At 29.2% G+C, this 18,204-nt stretch carries 18 protein-coding genes and 1 pseudogene; 10 read left to right on the forward strand and 9 right to left on the reverse strand.

All coding sequences use genetic code 11. From position 1 onward, the window contains the following. Position 1: 1 nt before the first annotated feature. The 5 genes and pseudogenes from nth to ABXT72_RS07300 all read right to left on the reverse strand — a co-directional run bounded on the left by nth (position 2) and on the right by ABXT72_RS07300 (position 5,279). On the reverse strand, positions 2 to 655 hold the full coding sequence (nth, locus tag ABXT72_RS07280; RefSeq protein WP_415278275.1) for an endonuclease III: 654 nt from the start codon (positions 653 to 655) through the stop codon (positions 2 to 4). Further along, the gene (gene dapB, locus ABXT72_RS07285) at positions 655 to 1,431 is read right to left on the reverse strand and encodes a 4-hydroxy-tetrahydrodipicolinate reductase (protein WP_415278276.1); all 777 of its coding nucleotides are present in this window, start codon (positions 1,429 to 1,431) and stop codon (positions 655 to 657) included. Before dapB ends, nth begins: the two co-directional genes overlap by 1 nt. 36 nt (positions 1,432 to 1,467) lie before the next feature. Further along, complete coding sequence (gene dnaJ / locus ABXT72_RS07290; protein WP_415278277.1) at positions 1,468 to 2,589, reverse strand: molecular chaperone DnaJ; 1,122 nt, start codon at positions 2,587 to 2,589, stop codon at positions 1,468 to 1,470. Between the two features lie 32 nt (positions 2,590 to 2,621). Next, a pseudogene (dnaK, locus tag ABXT72_RS07295) lies at positions 2,622 to 4,582 on the reverse strand (molecular chaperone DnaK). A gap of 61 nt (positions 4,583 to 4,643) precedes the next feature. Beyond that, the gene (locus ABXT72_RS07300; protein WP_415278278.1) at positions 4,644 to 5,279 is read right to left on the reverse strand and encodes a nucleotide exchange factor GrpE; all 636 of its coding nucleotides are present in this window, start codon (positions 5,277 to 5,279) and stop codon (positions 4,644 to 4,646) included. Positions 5,280 to 5,315: 36 nt separating this feature from the next. Here ABXT72_RS07300 and rdgB point away from each other — a divergent pair, with 36 nt between their 5' ends. After that, on the forward strand, positions 5,316 to 5,918 hold the full coding sequence (rdgB, locus tag ABXT72_RS07305) for an RdgB/HAM1 family non-canonical purine NTP pyrophosphatase (protein ID WP_415278279.1): 603 nt from the start codon (positions 5,316 to 5,318) through the stop codon (positions 5,916 to 5,918). Here the strand turns inward: rdgB and ABXT72_RS07310 are convergent. Together ABXT72_RS07310 and ABXT72_RS07315 are read right to left on the reverse strand one after the other, a co-directional pair. Continuing rightward, positions 5,902 to 6,330 carry a hypothetical protein gene (locus ABXT72_RS07310; protein ID WP_415278280.1) on the reverse strand — a complete coding sequence of 143 codons (429 nt, stop codon included), beginning with the start codon at positions 6,328 to 6,330 and terminating at the stop codon, positions 5,902 to 5,904. The two genes, rdgB and ABXT72_RS07310, sit on opposite strands and share 17 nt — an antisense overlap. Before the next feature lie 11 nt (positions 6,331 to 6,341). Beyond that, the gene (locus tag ABXT72_RS07315; RefSeq protein WP_415278281.1) at positions 6,342 to 7,052 is read right to left on the reverse strand and encodes an ABC transporter substrate-binding protein; all 711 of its coding nucleotides are present in this window, start codon (positions 7,050 to 7,052) and stop codon (positions 6,342 to 6,344) included. A gap of 32 nt (positions 7,053 to 7,084) precedes the next feature. Between ABXT72_RS07315 and rsmI the strand changes: the two genes are divergently transcribed. Then, a complete protein-coding gene (gene rsmI, locus ABXT72_RS07320; RefSeq protein WP_415278282.1) occupies positions 7,085 to 7,948 on the forward strand; it encodes a 16S rRNA (cytidine(1402)-2'-O)-methyltransferase in 864 nt (287 codons plus the stop codon). After that, positions 7,938 to 8,531, forward strand: a complete 594-nt coding sequence (locus ABXT72_RS07325; RefSeq protein WP_415278283.1) for a BON domain-containing protein — start codon at positions 7,938 to 7,940, stop codon at positions 8,529 to 8,531. The genes rsmI and ABXT72_RS07325 overlap by 11 nt, the downstream gene beginning before the upstream one ends. Here ABXT72_RS07325 and ABXT72_RS07330 read toward each other — a convergent pair. Then, the gene (locus tag ABXT72_RS07330; RefSeq protein WP_415278284.1) at positions 8,528 to 10,813 is read right to left on the reverse strand and encodes an NADP-dependent malic enzyme; all 2,286 of its coding nucleotides are present in this window, start codon (positions 10,811 to 10,813) and stop codon (positions 8,528 to 8,530) included. The two genes, ABXT72_RS07325 and ABXT72_RS07330, sit on opposite strands and share 4 nt — an antisense overlap. Before the next feature lie 50 nt (positions 10,814 to 10,863). Here ABXT72_RS07330 and murJ point away from each other — a divergent pair, with 50 nt between their 5' ends. The 4 genes from murJ to ABXT72_RS07350 are packed head-to-tail and all read left to right on the forward strand — an operon-like array spanning position 10,864 to position 15,051. After that, a complete protein-coding gene (gene murJ / locus ABXT72_RS07335; protein WP_415278285.1) occupies positions 10,864 to 12,390 on the forward strand; it encodes a murein biosynthesis integral membrane protein MurJ in 1,527 nt (508 codons plus the stop codon). Between the two features lie 2 nt (positions 12,391 to 12,392). Next, positions 12,393 to 13,394 (forward strand): tryptophan--tRNA ligase, encoded by a 1,002-nt coding sequence (gene trpS / locus ABXT72_RS07340; protein WP_415278286.1) that lies wholly within the window; start codon positions 12,393 to 12,395, stop codon positions 13,392 to 13,394. Positions 13,395 to 13,450: 56 nt separating this feature from the next. Further along, positions 13,451 to 13,993, forward strand: a complete 543-nt coding sequence (locus tag ABXT72_RS07345) for a NifU family protein (RefSeq protein WP_415278287.1) — start codon at positions 13,451 to 13,453, stop codon at positions 13,991 to 13,993. Positions 13,994 to 13,995: 2 nt separating this feature from the next. Further along, the gene (locus ABXT72_RS07350) at positions 13,996 to 15,051 is read left to right on the forward strand and encodes a glucosaminidase domain-containing protein (RefSeq protein ID WP_415278288.1); all 1,056 of its coding nucleotides are present in this window, start codon (positions 13,996 to 13,998) and stop codon (positions 15,049 to 15,051) included. On the opposite strand, the gene ABXT72_RS07355 is transcribed toward ABXT72_RS07350, so the two are convergent. Next, entirely contained in the window at positions 15,048 to 16,046 is a 999-nt protein-coding gene (locus ABXT72_RS07355; protein WP_415278289.1) for a polysaccharide deacetylase family protein, read from the reverse strand. The genes ABXT72_RS07350 and ABXT72_RS07355 overlap by 4 nt on opposite strands. Before the next feature lie 7 nt (positions 16,047 to 16,053). Between ABXT72_RS07355 and ABXT72_RS07360 the strand changes: the two genes are divergently transcribed. The 3 genes from ABXT72_RS07360 to miaB are packed head-to-tail and all read left to right on the forward strand — an operon-like array spanning position 16,054 to position 18,204. Continuing rightward, complete coding sequence (locus ABXT72_RS07360; protein WP_415278290.1) at positions 16,054 to 16,440, forward strand: peptidase M22; 387 nt, start codon at positions 16,054 to 16,056, stop codon at positions 16,438 to 16,440. 8 nt (positions 16,441 to 16,448) lie between these two features. Beyond that, positions 16,449 to 16,859, forward strand: coding sequence for a Fur family transcriptional regulator (locus ABXT72_RS07365; RefSeq protein WP_415278291.1), 411 nt, complete (start codon positions 16,449 to 16,451; stop codon positions 16,857 to 16,859). Further along, positions 16,837 to 18,204, forward strand: a complete 1,368-nt coding sequence (gene miaB, locus ABXT72_RS07370; RefSeq protein WP_415278292.1) for a tRNA (N6-isopentenyl adenosine(37)-C2)-methylthiotransferase MiaB — start codon at positions 16,837 to 16,839, stop codon at positions 18,202 to 18,204. Before ABXT72_RS07365 ends, miaB begins: the two co-directional genes overlap by 23 nt.

Genomic DNA, 18,204 nt, shown 5'->3' on the forward strand with positions numbered 1-18,204 from the left:
ATTAAGCTTTTTTTATTTTAACTGGATTTTTTCGATTAGGATAACAAGTCGTGCAAATTTTACAAGTCAAACCATAGCAATCCCTTGCCTTACAAAATTCTCTTCCATAATAAATTATTTGCAAATGTAATTTGCTCCATGTTCTTTCTAGAAATATTCTTTTTAAATCTCTTTCAGTTTGGATAACATTTTTGCCATTCGTTAAGCCCCATCTTTGAGCTAATCGATGTATATGAGTATCAACTGCAAAAGCTGGAACTCCAAAACCTTGAGACATGACCACGCTTGCTGTTTTATGGCCTACACCAGGCAGTTTTTCCAGTTCCTCAAAGCTTTTAGGCACTTTACCCCCATGTTTTTCTAGAAGTTGTTTAGACATCAAGTAAATGCTTTTTGCTTTAACCCGAAAGAGACCAATACTTTTGATCAATTTTTCTATTCTTTTTTTGCCTAATTTTACAAAATGCTCAGGTTTATTATATTTTGGATATATGTTTTTAGTTACATTGTTAACATTCAAATCAGTACATTGTGCTGATAAAAGAACCGACATTAAGAGGGTAAATTTACTAGTATGATCTAGTGGGATAGGTGTTGTTGGATAAATCTTATTTAAAATTTTTAGTATTTTTTTAGCTTTTGCTTTTTCATCCATTATTTAAAGTTTAATAAATCTCTCATTGAGTAAAGCCCTGGTTTTTTACTAATCAACCATTTTGCAGCTGTTAAAGCTCCATCTGAATAAAGTGCTCTATCATAAGCCTCATGATTTAATTTTATTATTTCTTTTCCACTAGAAAATGTAACTTCATGTTCACCAATAATTTCACCTTTTCTAATTGAATTAAAATTAATTTTTTTTCCATAAGGAAAAGATTTTTTATTTAAAAATTTTTTACCCATTAAATTATAAAGGTTTTTATTTTTTCCATCTGCAATTCCTTTTCCCAGCATTAAAGCTGTTCCTGAAGGGTAATCTTTTTTGTGTTTGTGATGAACCTCAAATACTTTGCTTAAATATTCATCATTTAGTGATTTTGAGGCAATTTCAGTTAAATACATTAATAAATTAACACCAAGACTCATATTACCAGCTTTTAAAATTGGAATGATTTTTGAAAATTTTTTAATCAAGGCCTCTTCTTTCTGAGTAAATCCTGTTGTTCCAATTACTACTCTTGTTTTTAAATTTGATGCAATTTTCAAAATATCTAAAGTACAGTTTGGGACTGTAAAATCTATTATCACATCAGTTTTTTTAAAAGTTTCTTCAGTATTTATATTTAGCTTGATGCCAGCAATTTTTTTACTGATAGCTTTATTTTCTGTAAGAGCAGTTAGTTTAAAGTTCTTATTATTTTTTGAAGATTTAATAAGTTGTTGACCCATTCTCCCCAGACAGCCAGAAATAGCTAAATTAATTTTTTTCATCTAAGAAAATATTAACCTTTTTTAGTTAATTAGTCTTTAGTTTTTCCAAAAACTTTTTGCTTTTTGAAAGAATTGTTTAATACTTGGATTAGACTTTTCGTTTTCAATTTCTCTAAATTTTTCAAGTAACTCTTTTTGTTCTTTATTTAAAGAAATAGGAACTTCAGTATTTACTTGGACATAAAGGTCTCCATTTCCACTGCCCCTCATATAAGGCATACCTTTACCTTTTAGTCTAAATTGTTTTCCATTTTGTGTTCCATCAGGTATTTTAATTTTGGCTTTTCCACCATCAATTGTTGGTATCTCTATTGTGGTTCCCAATGCTGCATCTGCAATAGATATAGGAAATTCAAAGAATAGATTTTCATCAGATCTTTTAAATAAGTCGTGTGAGTGAACATTTATAAAAAGATAAAGATCGCCACTTGTTCCTCCTTTAGAACCAGCTTCACCTTTCCCAGCCAATCTAATCCTAGTTCCATCATCAACACCCTTGGGTATTGTAACTGATATTTTTTTTGAAGCTTGCTTGTTACCTTGACCATTACAATCTGTGCATGGATTTGTTATCTCTTCACCAGAGCCAGCACATTGAGGACAAGTTTGTTGAACAGTAAAAAAACCTTGGTTAGATCTTACTTTACCATTTCCACCACAAACCGTACATCTGTCTGGAGAATGACCAGGTTTAGAGCCATTACCTTTACAAGTGCTACACTTTTCTGTAGTTGAAAATTTTATATCTTGTTTTTTACCTTCATAGGCTTCTTCAAGAGTAATAGATAAATCATATCGAAGATCAGAGCCTCTATTGTTGGTTTTTCGTCTTCCTCTTGATTGTCCTCCACCAAAATCTCCAAAAAAATCTTCAAATATATCTGAAAAATCAGCTCCACCAAAACCACCACCCTGTCTTCCACCGCCTCCACCCTCAAAAGCAGCATGGCCAAAGTTATCATAATTTTGTTTTTTTTCTTTATCTGAAAGGATGCCGTAAGCTTCACCAGCTTCTTTAAATTTATCTTCAGAAGCTTTGTCGTCAGGGTTTTTGTCTGGGTGATATTTTACAGCTAATTTACGGTAAGCAGATTTTAATTCTTCAGGGCTTGCATTCTTGCTAACACCTAAGACGTCATAAAAATCTCTTTTAGCCATAAGTTACTTTAAGATGATAGTTGTTTTAAGTCTTAAGCGCTTTTTTCTTTATCTTCTTCTTTTTTATCTTCTTTTGTATCTTCTTTTGTATCTTCTTCTTTTACTTCTTCAAAATCCGCATCAACTACATTATCGTCTTTTTTTGTTTCATCGTTATTATCACCATCCTTAGGTGAACCCTCTTTTTTTCTTGAGATTTGTAAATAGCTTCACCTAGTTTCATAGATGTTTGAACTAAAGTTTCTGTTTTCTTTTTAATTTCTTCAGTATCAGTTCCTTTAATAGCTTCTTTTAAGTCAGTTGACGCGTCCTCTATTGCTTTTTTATCAGCATCAGAAACTTTTGCACCATGCTCTTTTAGATTTTTTTCAGTTGAATGAATTAAAGTATCCGCCTGATTTCTTGCATCTACGGATTCTCTTTTCTTTTTATCTTCATCTTTATTAGCTTCAGCATCTTTTACCATTTTTTCAATCTCTTCATCACTTAAGCCACCTGAGGCTTGGATTTGAATTTTTTGTTCTTTACCAGTTCCTTTATCTTTAGCAGAAACACTTACAATTCCATTTGCATCAATATCAAAAGTTACTTCTATTTGAGGAACTCCTCTTGGAGCAGGCGCAATTCCAACTAATTCAAAATTTCCTAACATTTTATTGTCAGAAGCCATTTCCCTTTCACCCTGAAGCACTCTTATTGATACAGCAGGCTGATTATCATCAGCTGTAGAAAATACTTGGCTTTTTTTGGTTGGTATTGTTGTATTTTTTTCAATTAATTTTGTTGATACTCCACCCAATGTTTCAATTCCAAGTGATAGAGGTGTTACATCTAAAAGAAGCACGTCTTTAACATCTCCTTGTAGAACTCCAGCTTGGATTGCAGCACCCATTGCAACAACTTCATCAGGGTTTACACTTTTATTAGGTTCTTTACCAAAAAAGTTTTTAACTTCAGCTAGAACTTTAGGCATTCTTGTCATTCCACCAACCATTACAATTTCATCAATTTCATTTGCAGTAAGGCCCGCATCTTTAAGGGCAGTTTTACATGGTGGTAATGTTCTTGAAATTAAATCTTCAACCAAAGCTTCTAATTTAGCTCTAGTCATTTTTAGATTTATATGTTTTGGGCCAGTTTTATCAGCTGTTATAAAGGGTAAATTAACATCTGTTTGTTCTGCAGAAGATAATTCAATTTTTGCTTTTTCAGCGGCTTCTTTTAATCTTTGAAGAGCTAATTTATCTGATCTTAAATCAATACCAGAATCTTTTTTAAATTCACCAATTAAATAATCAACGATTGTATTATCAAAGTCTTCCCCACCTAAAAATGTATCACCATTTGTAGACTTAACTTCAAACACACCATCACCTAACTCAAGGATAGAAACATCAAAAGTTCCACCACCCAAGTCATAAACAGCTATTTTTTTATTTTGTTTTTTATCTAAACCGTAAGCAAGAGAGGCTGCTGTTGGTTCGTTAATAATTCTTAAAACCTCAAGACCAGCAATTTTACCAGCATCTTTTGTTGCCTGTCTTTGAGCGTCATTAAAATATGCAGGAACTGTAATTACAGCTTTTGTTACTTCTTGGCCTAAATATTTTTCAGCTGTTTCCTTCATTTTTTGAAGAATAAAAGCTGAAATTTGAGAGGGTGAATACTTTTCTCCTCTAGCTTCAATCCAAGCATCTCCTTTTTCTGAATTAATAATTTTAAAAGGTGCAGCTGCAATATCTTTTTTTACAGTAGGGTCTTCAAAATTTCTTCCAATTAATCTCTTTACAGCAAAAATAGTATTTTCAGGGTTTGTCACAGCTTGTCTTTTTGCAGGTTGACCTACAAGTTTTTCTCCATCCTCAGTAAAAGCTACAACTGAAGGGGTTGTTCTTGCACCTTCAGCATTTTCTAAAACTTTTGGCTGACTACCTTCCATGATAGACACACATGAATTTGTTGTTCCTAAATCTATTCCTATAATTTTGCTCATAATTTAATTCCTCTTCTCATATAAGTGTTAATTTTTAATCTACAAGTTCTGGCAATTATTATTAATTTGCCAAATTTTCATCATTTTCCTCACTTTTTTGATCATCTTGAACTTTAGTTTTTTTTGAAACTCCAACTAACGCTGGTCTCAAAAGTCTATCTTTCATCATAAAACCTTTTTGAATTTCTTGAACAATTGTTCCAGGTTCTTTTTGATCGTCATCAATTTCCATCATAGCCTGGTGTTGATTTGGATCTAATTTTTTACCAACAGAAACTACAGGTGTAATTCCATTTTTTGAAAAAATTGATATCATATCCTTACTTATAATTTCAAAATGTTCTAAAGTTTTTTTTAAAACCTCAGTATCTTTTAACACCTCATCACTTTCTAAAATCTGTTTTGACCTCTCAAGATTATCAATTAGATTTAAAGCTTCTTTTGCAAAAGAAAATCCACCATAATCAAATGCATCATCTTTTTCTTTTTCAAATCTTCTTCTTTGATTTTCCATTTCAGCAAGAGTTCTAGCTACCTTATCTTCTAACTCTTTAATTCTTTCTTCTGGAGTAACCTCTTTTACCTCTTCTTTTTTTTCTGTTGAATCTGCTTGCTCTTCTAGAATTTCCTCTTCCGTTTCAGTCTCTTTAACTTCTTCGTTTTGACCCTCAGGGTTAATGTTTTGATCTTTTTCCATGGAGACTTATATGGTATGAAATTTAACAATTGCTAGATGTTAAAGAATAAAATTATAAAATTGTTGGTAGGCACTAATAATAAGGGAAAATTGAAAGAAATTAGGGATTTATTACCTAAAAACCTAAAAATATTCTCCCCAAAGGACTTTAGAATAAAAAGTCCTCCTGAAAATGGTAAAACATTTAAAGAAAATTCATTAATTAAGGCTAAATTTTTTTCTAAAAAATCAAATATGATGTGTATGTCCGATGATTCGGGTTTAGAAATAGATGCTCTCAATGGAGATCCTGGAATTCATTCAGCTAGATGGGGAGGCAACAAAGGTGATTTTAAAAAGGCAATGAATAGAGTTTTCAAAGAACTAGATAAAAAAGACAAAGATTGGAGACAAAAAAAAATTAAAGCTAGATTTATTTGTGCTTTAACTATTTATAATAAGAACAAAGAAATCATAAATTCTCTTGGTAAAGTTGAGGGTTTTATTTCACCAATTATAAAAGGTAAAAATGGGTTTGGTTATGATCCTATTTTCATACCAATTGGAAAAAAAATTACATTTGGCGAAATGCGAGCATCACAGAAATATAAAATAGATCACAGATTTAAAGCTTTTAAAAAAATTAAAAAATTTTTTTAAATTCTCCATCTTCGACTTTATAAAAATTTAAAATATGATTAATTTTATTATTTTTAATTTCAAAAATTCCAACTTTTCCTTTAAACAGGTTTTTTTTCCTAAACATTTTTTTATCAACAACAGAGTTATTTTGAAGGATTAAATAATAAACAAGTCCAACTAAGTCATAACTTAAAAAAGACAATTGATTAGGGTATTGATTGTATTTCTCAAAATATTCATTTGAAAATTCATCATAATTACTTTTATTTGCAGAAGGAAAATACAAGGGTTGTAAACTAATCTCTTTTAAAAGAGATTCGTCAAACCATTGATTGAGAGTAATAAAATATTTTTCTTTAGGAGATATATCGGTATAAAGTAGTGAAGTTGTTACACTTTTTAAACTTTCATCAAAATCAGAAATTACCACTGAGTCAAACTTTACACTACCAAGGGTATCTCTTTTTTTAGTCTTTCAATTAAACGTTCTTTATTGTTTTGTTCTGATTTTTCCAGCTTATTTATTTCATCTTCAAGGTTTTGTTTTCTAACATCATAGCGCGTAATTTTTTCAATTTGTTTAGTAAGTTTGGTTGGATCAGTATTATAAATATAGTTTTCTAATATTTTTATTTTAGAATTAGAGATAGCTTTTTCAATTTCACTTCTAAAACTTACATCTGGGGTAAGAAAGATTGTTTTTTTTATTTCATTTAATTCTATAAATTTTTTAATTGCATTTAATTGAGAAGTTGCATTAATTCCAGCATTAATAATATTCTTAGAAAAATTATCATTTTTATTCGTTAGAGCTAAGAATGTTAGTTCATTTAACTCATCTAGATAAATTAGACTTTCGTTAAAAACTGGACCAATTACAATTTTTATTCCTGAATTAGCTAACTCTTTGGCTGCTCTTAAGGTTATTGCAGGATTTGATTGCGTATCCTTTGGTATGATCTCAATTGATGCATTGTTTATTGTGTTAATTGCAAGGCGTGTAGACTTAATTATAGACTGTCCTATTTCTGAGTTCTTTCCAGTTAATGGTACAAGTAGACCAATTTTAATTTTGTTATTTGCTAGAATTGTTCCTGGAGAAATTGATAAAGCAAGAACTAAAAATAGTATAATTTTAATAATTTTGTTCATTTTAATGTTATTATTATAACTATTATAACTTGATGATTATACATACTGAAAATATAAATAATAAAGTTAAAAATGGTCTTTATATTGTTGCTACTCCCATTGGTAACTTAAGTGACATCACTTTAAGAGCCCTAGAAGTATTAAAAAAATCAGATTATGTTCTGTGTGAGGACACTCGTATTTCAAAAAATTTACTAGAACGATATGAAATTAAATCAAAACTTATTGCAAACCATAAATTTAATGAAAAAAAAAATTTATCAAAAGTCATTGATATCTTAAAATCAGGGTCAATTGTTTCTTTGATTTCTGACGCTGGAACTCCGTCAATCTCAGATCCAGGAGCTATATTGGTTAACGAATGTGCTAGTAGTGGTATAGAAATCTTTCCAATTCCAGGTGCTTCAGCAGCTTCTTCCGCAGTCTCCATAAGTGGATTTAGTGAAAAATATTTTTTTTATGGTTTTTTTCCTGAAAAAAATAGCAAATTAAAAGAAGACTTTGAAAAGATTGCAAATATAGAGAGTTGTATTGTTTTTTTTATTTCTCCACGAAAATTTAATAGATCAATAAAAGATCTAAAACATTATTTTGCAAATAGAAAAATTTTGATTTGTAGAGAGATGACGAAGTTTTATGAAGAATATATTAGAACAGACGTGGATATACTTGAACCATTCAAATCTGACCCCAAAGGAGAATTAACGATTGTTATTTCTGAAAAAGTAAAAGAAAAAAATTCATCGATAATATTAAAAGAATCTGATAAAATAAATATTCAAAAATTAATAAAAAAACTAAGTATAAAAGATATTACAGATTTAATTAGTCAAAATACAAATGTATCAAAAAAAGAGATTTACAATTATTGTCTAAAAATGAAAAATGAAAAATAAAATATTTTTAATAAGTTTAATTTTTTTAATTTTAACAGGATGTGTTGGAATTAGTTCAAAAGGAGTTTTTGGAACAGGAGTTAGTATTGCGTTTGATCCAAGGTCTTTAGGTACTCAAATAGACGACTCTATAATGCAAAAAAGTTTTGCTGCAAGATTAGCCCTAAGGGATAAGAGTTATATATTAACTGTAAGCACAAAAGTTTTAGATGGAAAAATTTTTGTAACAGGAAAAGTAAATAATCCTGAAGAAAAACTTCAAATTACTAAACTTGCATGGGAGACCAAAGGTGCTAGGTCAGTCAAAAATGATATTAAAATAAAAGAAGATTTTAACTTCCAACAATCAGCTAAAGATTTATTAATTACATCTCAACTTCGTACAGCCCTAATATTTAATAAAAAAATTAAAGCAACCAATTATCAAATTGATACTTATAAGAAAAAGATATTTATTTATGGGATTTCTTTAACCACGGAAGAAAGAAAAGAAGTAATAAATGAAGCAAAAGAAATTCTAGACGTAGAAGATGTTATTGTAAGTATTGTCTTGGTTGAAGATTTAAGAATTCAAAAAAACTAATTTTTTTTATAATCAATTACATCAGCAGAGTAGGCAGCAACAGAAGCTAAATTTATGATTTCTGATGTAGATGATCTTAAAGGGGCAATCTCAATAGGTTGACCTAATCCAATTAAAAGAGGACCAATAACTTTGATGTCACCTAAGCTTTTCATCATTTTATAAGAAATAGCAGCGCTGTGTTGACCTGGCATTATTAATATATTTGCATTTCCTACAATACTTGAGAAAGGATATAGTTCTTTGTATTCTTCATTTAAAGCAACATCTGGCTGCATGTCACCATCAAAATCAAAATCTACATTTTTATCTTTTAAAATCTCAACAGCTTTCTTTATGTGTTTAGTTCTACTTGTAAGGGGTTGACCAAAAGTTGAATGAGAAACGAAAGCAACTTTTGGAACAAAACCAAACAGCTTAACTACTCTCGCAGCAGATATAGCTATTTCTGCAAGTTCTTCAGAACTTGGATATTCGTTTACACTTGTGTCGCCAACAAAAATAGTTTTCCCCTTTGAAACAACCATGTTCAAACCAAACATTATCTCGCCTGCTCTTGGGTTTATGACTTGTGTGATTTTATTTAAAGATGCTCCAAATCTTCTAGTATTTCCTGTAACTGCACCATCAGCATCACCACATGCAACCATACAAGATGCCCATATAACTCTATCATTTCTCACAAGTCTATCGCAGTCTCTTTCTAAAAGACCCTGCTCTCTTTGCATTTTTTTAAATAAATAATTAACATATTTTTCTCGCTTTTTTGAATCTGTAGAATTTACTATTTCAATACCAAAATGATCGTCGTAACCAATTTCTTTTATTCTTTCTTTAATCTTTTCTTTTTTACCAACTAAAATTGGAATTCCTAATTTTGAATTTTTAAATGCGATTGCTGCTTTAAGAGTGTTTTTATCCTCGCCATCCGCAAAAACAATTCTTTTTTGATTTTTTTTAATATAAGAATTAATACCCTGCATAATTGTAAGAGATGGATTAAGTCTTTGTTTTAGTTGTTCTTTATATATTTCAAAATCATTAATATTTTTTCTTGCAACACCACTATCCATTGCAGCCTTTGCAACAGCTGCAGGTATTACACTTATTAATCTTGGATCGAATGTTGAAGGTATAATATACTCTTTTCCATAATGAGGTCTATCACCACCCATTGCTGCCACAACTTCATCAGGAACATCTTCTCTTGTAAGCTTTGCTATAGCATCCGCGGCTGCTACTTTCATTTCTTCATTAATAGTTTTTGCTCTAACATCAAGAGCTCCTCTAAAAACATAAGGAAATCCAATTAAGTTATTAACTTGGTTGGGATAATCTGATCTTCCAGTAGCAATAATAGCATCATCTCTAACTTCCTGTATCTCCTCAGGTGTAATTTCAGGGTCAGGGTTAGCACAAGCAAAAATTATAGGATCTTTTGCCATTTTTTTTACCATATCTTTGGAAAGAGTACCTTTTGCAGAAAGCCCTAAAAAAACATCAGCACCATTAATGGCTTCATCTAATGTTCTGTGTTTTGTTTCAATAGCATGAGAAGATTTCCATTGGTTTAATCCTTCTCTGCCTCGATAGATTACTCCAGATCTATCCACCATAATTATATTTTTTTGAGGTACTCCACTATTTTTAAATAAATTAGTACAAGCCATTGCTGATGCACCAGCACCATTCACAACAACTTTAATTTCTTTTATCGATTTATTGGATATATCTAGGGCATTAATTAATGCAGCAGTTGTAATAATTGCAGTACCATGCTGATCATCATGAAAAACAGGAATATCTAAAATCTCTTTTAATTTTTCTTCAATTATAAAACAATCAGGTGCCGCAATATCTTCTAAATTAATACCACCAAAACTACAGGCAAAGTTTTTGATACTATTAATAATTTCATCAGGGTCTTGTGAGTCAATTTCTAGGTCAATAGAATCTATATCGGCAAATCTTTTAAATAAAACTGCTTTTCCTTCCATCACAGGTTTAGATGCTAGTGCCCCTAAATTACCCATTCCTAAAATAGCCGAGCCATTACTTATCACCGCAACTAAATTTCCTTTAGATGTATAATCATAGGCAGTTTCTGGGTCATCAGCAATTGCTTGCACTGGTACAGCAACACCTGGAGAATAGGCTAGTGCCAAATCTCTTTTTGTAGTCATTGGTTTAGAAGAATTGATCTCAATTTTTCCAGGTTTATTCTTGCTGTGGAAATCTAAAGCTTCCTTATCGGTGTAATGGTCTATTTTAGTTTTTTTCATTTATGGTAATTAGATATACAAATGGAGTGAATTTAAGACTAATATGATTTATGAACTTAATTAAGTCAACAGGCACATTTAGTTTTTTTACCCTTATAAGTAGATTATTGGGCTATATAAGAGACATATTGATAGCTGTGTTCCTTGGTGCAGGCCCATTAGCAGATGCCTTCTTCGTGGCATTCAGGATACCAAATACATTCAGACGATTATTTTCAGAAGGAACATTTAACGCAGCGTTTGTGCCCAGTTATTCATCAGTATTAGGTAATAAAAAAAAATCACAAAAATTTGCAAATACTATTTTTACATTACTGACAATAGGGTTATTTTTTTTAGTCCTTGTTATTGAGATAATGATGCCAATATTTGTCTTTTTGATAGCACCAGGTTTTGAAGGTGATTATCAAAAAATGGAATTAGCTATAACTTTGACAAGAATTACTTTCCCTTTTTTAATGTTTATTAGTTTGGCATCTTTTTTTTCTGCCATTTTAAATTCACATAATAAATTTGCTATAGCTTCGGCTGCGCCTATAATTTTGAATATTCTTTTAATTGGGGTATTGATCTTTGGAAAAATTTTAAATGATCAACTAGTATATTATCTGTCTTATACAGTAACTGTCTCAGGCATATTACAGCTTATTTTCTTATACTTTTTTGTAAAAAAATATTTTTCTCCTAAAATTAATTTGTCATTTAAAATTGATAATAAAGTTAAACTTTTTTTCAAAAAATTACTTCCTAGCATTTTTTCTTCTGGCGTTACTCAGATAAATATTTTAGTAGGGACAATCATTGCATCTTTCCAAGCTAGCGCAGTATCTTATCTTTATTATGCAGATAGAATTTATCAAATAAATCTTGCTATTGCAGGAATTGCAATAGGAACAGTAATACTCCCTCAACTTTCCAAACATGTTCAAGGGGATAAAAAAGAAAAAATAAATTTGATTCAAAATAAAGCTTTAGAGTTAAGCTTATTTTTAAGTATTCCAGCAGCACTAGCCTTACTTATTGCTTCTGAAGAAATTATTTCTTCTTTATTTGGATACGGTTCTTTTAATGAATTAAGTGTTATAAACTCAGCAAAAGCTTTGTTCTATTTTGCAATTGGATTACCTGCATTTTCTCTTATTAAAGTTTTTTCAGCTTTTTTTTTCGCGCGACACAATACAAAGGTTCCTTTTTATATTTCTTTAACTTCTGTTTTGTTGAATGTGTTTATTAGTATAGTTTTTTTCAAGGAAGTTGGGTTTATAATTATACCAATAGCAACCACTATATCATCTTGGTTTAACGCTATTTTATTATTTATTTTTCTAAAAATAAAAGATTTATTCAGTTTTAATTTAGTATTTTTAAATAGGTTCGTTAAAATTTTATTAGCCTCAATATTAATGGGAATATTCTTTAAATGTTTAATTTATTTTTTTAATGACAGGTTACTTTATGAGGCAAGCTTTAAAGCTATTTATCTAATTGGTGCAGTTGTATCGGGGCTAATATTTTACCTTTTAATTACAATTTTAATCAAGGCTTTTAAAAGAAGTGATATTAATTTAAACTATTAGTCATGAGTAAAAAAATTTTTTCAGGAGTTCAACCAACAGGGAACCTTCATATAGGAAACTATCTTGGTGCAATTAAGAACTTTGTAGAACTCCAAAAGGAAAAAGAAAATGAATGTATTTTTTGTGTTGTAGATCTTCATGCAATAACAGTTAAGCAAGACCCAAAAGAATTAAAAAAAAACATAAGAGAGACCGTAGCTACATTTATTGCGTGTGGAATTGATCCGGTACAAAGTATAATATTTAACCAATCAATGGTTTCAGCACACTCAGAAGCTGCCTGGATTTTAAGTTGTGTTTCAAGAATGGGTTGGCTTAATAGGATGACACAATTTAAAGAAAAGGCTGGAAAAGATAAAGAAAAAGCTAGCATTGGTCTTTATTCGTACCCGGTCTTGATGGCTGCAGACATTTTACTTTATGATGCAACTCATGTTCCAGTTGGAAATGATCAAAAACAACATCTAGAACTTTGTAGAGACATTGCTCAAAAGTTTAATAATGATTTTGATGCAACAGATTTTTTGAAAGTACCAGAGCCATTAATTCAAAAACAATTTTCTAGAATAATGAGCCTTAAAGATGGAATAAAAAAAATGAGCAAGTCAGATCCATCAGATCTGAGTAGAATTAACCTTACAGATGATAAAGATCAGATAATAAATAAAATAAAAAAAGCCAAAACAGATCCATTACCTTTGCCAGGAGCAATTAATCATCTAACAGAAAGACCAGAAGCAGAAAATTTATTGGGGATTTATTCAAGTTTAAAAAACCAGAATTTAGAAAAATCTATAACTGAATTCAATGGAAAAAACTTTTCTGAATTTAAAGAAAAATTATCAGAAGTTCTAATTGAAAGAATTGAGCCAATCTCAAAAGAAATTAAAAAATTATTAGAGGATCAAAAATTCTTAGATTTAGTTTTATTAGAAGGATCTGATAAAGCCGACAAAATTGCCTCAAAAAAGATGAAAGAAATGAAAGAATTAGTAGGTTTTTAATGAAATATATTTATTAATTGGTTTAAATTTAGACATTTACCTTTATATATAAATACATGTTTATTCAAACCGAAATAACACCGAACCCCAATTCACTTAAATTTTTACCTGGAAAGACGGTTTCCAATAATGGTTCATTTGAAGTAACAAGAAAAGAAGAAACCGACAATGAATTGGTAAGGAATGTTTTATCAATTAATGGAGTAACAGGCGTATTTTTAGGAAAAGATTTTATATCTATAAATAAAAGTGAAGAAGTAAATTGGGAAGATATTAAACATATAGCTATTTCACTGATTAATGATTTTTATTCAACAGGAAAAGAGTTTGTAATTGCCAATGAGTTGCTTGGAGAAAAAAAAGAAGAATACACTGAAATTGAAAAAAAAATCATAAGCATTTTAGAATCAAAGATTAGGCCAGCTGTTGCAAAAGATGGAGGTGATATAAAATTTAAAGAATTTAAAGATGGAATTGTTAAAGTAGAGCTACAAGGAAGCTGTTCTGGCTGCCCTAGTTCAACAATGACTTTAAAACAAGGCGTGCAAAATCTTTTGTGTCATTATTTACCTGAAGTGAAAGAAGTAGTTGCAATATAGGTATGCAAAAAAAAAAGAAAATCAAAATACAAGAAAGTGGACTAGATAATCTTTCAAGAACTTTTTTATCAAGCTTAATTATTATATCAATTTTTTTTATAGCTCCACTAGCTATTAATCTTACAAAAGAAAAAATGATATTTTCTAAAGACTATGAAAATAATTCAAAAAATAATTTAAAAAAATTACTAGATAATGAAACAGCAAAACTAGATGAAAAATTAAATAAAAGGTTTTTATATGAGGATGTTTTAACATTTGATGAGCAACCATCAGACGCCATACTATTAAGTGCTGCAACAATTGAGGAACTTTTTAAATCAACAAATTATAATTTAAAAGATGTTAGAAAAAATAAACTAGTAAAGCCTATAAGTTTAGATCTATTGCCAAAAGAAATTGTAAAAATAGAAAATGCTAAAAAAAGAAAAGACCTTTTTATTCAGATAATTTTACCTTTAGTCATTGATGAAAATAATAGTATTAAATTAGATAGAATGAAGCTCTTTAGTATTTTAAATAAAAGTAAAAATACTAAGGCAGAACAAGAGTGGCTGAATGTAAAATTCAAACAATATGGAGTAGTAAATAAAGATTTATCTACATTAAAAGTTAGAATGGATGAAGTGCCTGTTTCAATAGCTATTGCACAGGCAGCAAAAGAAACTGGCTGGGGAACATCAAGATTTGCTCAAGAAGGAAATGCATTATTTGGCCAATGGACGTGGAGTGGAGAGGGAATAAAACCAGCTGACGCAGAAGATGATACTACTCATAAAGTTATGAGATTTAAAGTTTTACAAGCATCTGTAAAAGCCTATCAAAGAAATTTGAATACTCACTCTTCTTATAAAGATTTTAGAAGTGCAAGAGCTGAATTGAGAGATGAAGAAAAAAAATTAGACAGCATGATTCTTACTGAATATCTAGATAAATATGCAGAGACAGGAAAAGAGTATGTTAAAATTTTACAACAAATTATTAGACAAAATGATTTAACAGATTTTGATGATGCTAAGTTATTACCATCAAGTATAGATTTAGAAAGTTTAATTTAATTTTGGTTCACTGAAAATTGAACACCAAACCATCTCCATATTCCATCATCATTAAGTGAACAATTAACCCTACCCCTTCTGAACGTAAATTTTTCTCTAAAGTCTAATTTCAGTATATTTTTATCAAAAGTAATATTTGACTTATTCCATCCATTACCCTCGTCAGAAAAACAATTAATATTTTCTATATTTTTTTGATTTTCAAAAAATTCGACAGATAGTTTTGGTGGATTATTATCAGTAATATATTTATCTTCAGGATTTAAAGATTTGTACTGAAGCGGACTAAGATTAATTAAAAATTTAAATCTTTCTAAGTCACCATATTTTTCATTAATTGGAAACCTAGGTAATTCATGAAAATCTTTATTAATATCTATAACACCAGAATGCTGACCAAAAGCAAAATCAAAATTTTTAGAAATAAAATCTTTAATAGTTTTACTATATTCACCAAATGGGTATGAAAAAAAAATAGGGTTATAGCCTAAATGCTGATTAAAAATTTTAATTGAAGTATTAATATCAGATAAAAAATTTTCTGTTTCTAGATCAACCAGGTAATCATGAGAGTGTGAATGATTACCAATGTAAGCGAATGGTTCTTTTTCTATTTCTTGTATTTGTTTCCAATTCATATAGCCAGTTTTACCTACAGCTTCAGTTGAAACAAATAAAATAAAAGGAATTTTCTCTCTCTTTAAATATGGCCATGCAATTTTATAAAAAGACAAGAATGCATCATCTATAGTAATAAGTATTTCTTTTTTATCTTTTGTAGTATTAAATTTTTTTTGTAAATGTTGTGGGTCATAAAATTTGTAATTTAAGGTATTTATTATAGACATTTGTTCTTTGAAAATATCCATTTTTATATTTGTTGAAGGATACTTATTTTCATCAAATCGGTGATAGATTAAAGAAAGAATGCCGCTATCTTCAGAATAATATTTGATATTATTTTCTTCTGCTTTAGAATTGAAGGCAAATAACATTATTACAATGAAAAATTTAATAGTAGATGCCACAAGAGATAAAATTTTTTTAACACTCATAGTTAGTGAAAATATTTATACTTGTAGTCATGAAAATAGTAAAATTAATTTTGAAAAATTAATGATCTTAATTAACGATTTTTTAAAGGTAAATTCTTCCTCATTAGAACAAATTGATGTTATTTATGTTAACAGAGGACCAGGTAGTTTTGCAGGAATTAGAAATTCGTTAGCGACGATTAAAGCCTTATTTCTAACTAAAAAAATCAATTATTATTGTTTTAGTTTTGAAGATTTTAAGGGATTTGAAGAAATTAAGTATGAAGATGTCCCTAGTTTATGTGAAAAATTTAAAATTAAAAAGAATTTGATTAATCCTATTTATTTAAGTTAAAATTAAAAATGTCAGAAAATATTGAACAAAAATGTTTAGCCAAAGGGGTTAAACTTACAGATCAAAGAAAAATTATTGCAAAAGTAATGTCAGAATCGAATGATCATCCAGATGTAGATGAACTTTATAATAGAGTTTCAAAGATTGATCCAAAAATAAGTATTGCTACGGTGTATAGAACAGTAAAACTTTTTGAAGAATCTGGAATTTTAGCAAAACATGATTTTAAAGGGGGTAAGGCTAGATATGAAGAATTAAATGAAGGACATCATGATCATTTAATTGATGTTAAATCTGGGGAAATTATAGAATTTGTTGATGAAGAGATAGAAAAGTTGCAAGAGAAAATTGCAGATAAGTATGGATATCGATTAGTTGATCATAAATTAGAATTATATGGGGTTAAAAAAAAACCTTAACATAATGTTAAAAAAAATTTTTATCAAAACTTTCGGTTGTCAAATGAATGAATACGACTCAAAACGTATATTTGATACAGTTAAAAAGATAGGTTTTGAAAAAACTGATGAATATGAGGATGCAAATTGTTATCTTTTAAACACCTGTCATATTCGTGATAAAGCAAAAGAAAAGGTTTACCATGAAATAGGAAGAGTTAAAAAAATTTTTAGAGATAAAAAAAAACCAATTGTAATTGTTGCTGGTTGTGTTGCTCAAGCCGAAAATCAAGAAATGTTAAAAAGAGAACCTTATATTGACATTGTAATCGGCCCACAATCCTATCATAAGATAAATGAAGCAATATTAAGTCATTCAAAAAATAAAAAAAAAGAGGAAGAAACAGAGTTTGATACAATTTCTAAATTTAATTATTTAAGTAAAATTAAAAATAAAGACAGTAAAGTTTCCTCATTTTTAACAATTCAAGAGGGTTGTGATAAATTCTGTCATTTTTGTGTAGTGCCTTATACACGTGGACCAGAATATTCCAGACCTTTTGATCAAATCATAAATGAAGCAAAAGAATTAATTCAAAGTGGTGCAAAAGAAATCATTTTATTAGGGCAAAATGTGAATGCATATAGCTATAAAGATAAAAATAAAGAATTTAGATTATCTGATTTGTTATTAGAGCTAGAAAGTCTTAATGAGCTTGAGAGAATTAGGTACACAACGTCTCACCCCAAAGACATGACTGACGATTTGATAGATGTTTATAAAAAATCAACCAAACTAATGCCTCTAGTTCATCTACCAGTACAGAGTGGATCAAACAAAATTTTAAAACAAATGAATAGAAAACACACTATTGAAGAATATTTAATAATTTATGAAAAATTAAAAAAGATTAATCCCAATATAGAGTTCTCAAGTGATTTTATTATTGGATACCCAGAAGAAAATGATGATGACTTTAAATATACGATGAAGTTAATTGAAAAAGTAGGGTTTATTAATTCATATTCTTTTATTTTTAGTCCAAGACCAGGCACTGTAGCTGCTGATTTAGAATTAGTAGATAAAAAAAAATCTAAGGAAAGATTAGAAATAATCCAAAAAAAATTGTTCGAAAATCAGATAAATAAAAATAAATCTCTAGAAGGTAAGACTCTTAATGTTTTGGTTGAAAATAAAATGAAAGATGGAATTAAATTATTTGGTAGAACTGAGTTTATGACATCAGTAATTTTTGATGGCAACACAGACTGCATAGGGAAAGTTATGCAAATAGAAATAACAAATAGTAATCAAAACAGCTTGTTTGGCATATTAAATGAAAACTACAAGAAGAAGGTAGCCTAA

This window comes from Candidatus Pelagibacter sp. Uisw_094 (assembly GCF_047729535.1).
In the GTDB taxonomy this organism is placed as follows: Bacteria; Pseudomonadota; Alphaproteobacteria; order Pelagibacterales; family Pelagibacteraceae; genus Pelagibacter.